The 1,121-nt window shown below is 43.8% G+C and carries 1 protein-coding gene and 2 tRNA genes; 1 reads left to right on the top strand and 2 read right to left on the bottom strand.

Going from position 1 to position 1,121, the window contains the following annotated elements:
* Nucleotides 1–65: 65 nt before the first annotated feature.
* A tRNA-Ala gene (locus tag E1189_RS04385) sits at nucleotides 66–141 on the bottom strand.
* 246 nt (nucleotides 142–387) lie between these two features.
* Here E1189_RS04385 and E1189_RS04380 point away from each other — a divergent pair.
* Nucleotides 388–463, top strand: a tRNA-Trp gene (locus tag E1189_RS04380).
* 466 nt (nucleotides 464–929) lie between these two features.
* On the opposite strand, the gene E1189_RS25205 is transcribed toward E1189_RS04380, so the two are convergent.
* On the bottom strand, nucleotides 930–1,121 hold a 192-nt coding region (locus E1189_RS25205), incomplete at its 5' end, for a hypothetical protein (RefSeq protein WP_230460156.1).

The raw sequence follows: 1,121 nt of genomic DNA, 5'->3' as shown, positions 1-1,121 counted from the left end.
CAGTGTCCTAGGCCACTAGACGAACGGGACGTAATCTCTATAAAAGAATCTTCACTAAGTGAAGTTGGTGGAGCCTAGCGGGATCGAACCGCTGACCTCAACACTGCCAGTGTTGCGCTCTCCCAGCTGAGCTAAGGCCCCATCAATATTTCGGTGGTTGCTTGCGCTGTCGCCGAAATGTGGTGCGAATGATATTGGGGGGGAGGAAGAGTGTCAACACCGTAAATAGAAAACAGGTGAAAAATATGGGGAAGGCTTTTTTCATATAGATGTAGGTTGTAAGTGTGTGTGGGCCAGTTTATCTGAGTGATGAGTGAATGAAGGAAAAATGTCGGAAAAACATAGACTTCCGAAAATCTCTGGGGTATAAATTGACCCATCTTCTGCAGGCCACTAGCTCAATTGGTAGAGCACCGGTCTCCAAAACCGGGGGTTGGGAGTTCGATTCTCTCGTGGCCTGCCATTTTCCTTTTGAAGATACTTCTCCTCATGTTTGCTATAGTCTGTAACGCCACTGTTTACGGCAGGTTCTGGCGGCTCATCCTGTTTTTCATTTCTTCTCTATCAAACCAGCATTTTCAGTGATTTTTCCTATTCTGAGCACTTTAGCTCTGAATTTAGGAGGTTAGAGGAAAATTGAACCCCCGTTTTTTGTCTTATAGATCAGATGGTTATAACACCAGTAAACGACGGTGCTTGCGGGTTGGCAAAAGGCATTTGCCTAAGTTTGCTCGACAGAGCCTAAGCAAAAGAGCTCTACATGAAGCCTTTGACCTCAGGAGCTCTTGTCTGTAAACGTGATCGATTATATTGCTACAGATCGGACAGTATCATTCGCAACGATTCTGACTCAAAGACCAAGAGTAGCAAGGCAGAGAACCGGAATCAGCCAAATCGACTCTACAACTCTATTCGCTATGGTATTTATCTTACTCCACCATTTCGTAATGCCTACCAGTCAAATCATTCAGAGCATCTATTTTAAGCTTTTGGAATTGCTCTTTTCGTGGTGAACGCGTGGTATCAACATCCAAGAGCATTCTAATTGATGTTTCATCGTCTAAGGAATTTTTCAAAAAATTTTCTCCAGTGCTTTTCAAAAACTGAAACCGTTCATCTAG

This window comes from Parendozoicomonas verongulae (assembly GCF_009711465.1).
GTDB lineage: Bacteria > Pseudomonadota > Gammaproteobacteria > Pseudomonadales > Endozoicomonadaceae > Sansalvadorimonas > Sansalvadorimonas verongulae.
Note: the sequence above shows the minus strand (reverse complement) of the source record. Positions and strands in the feature narration are given on the sequence as shown.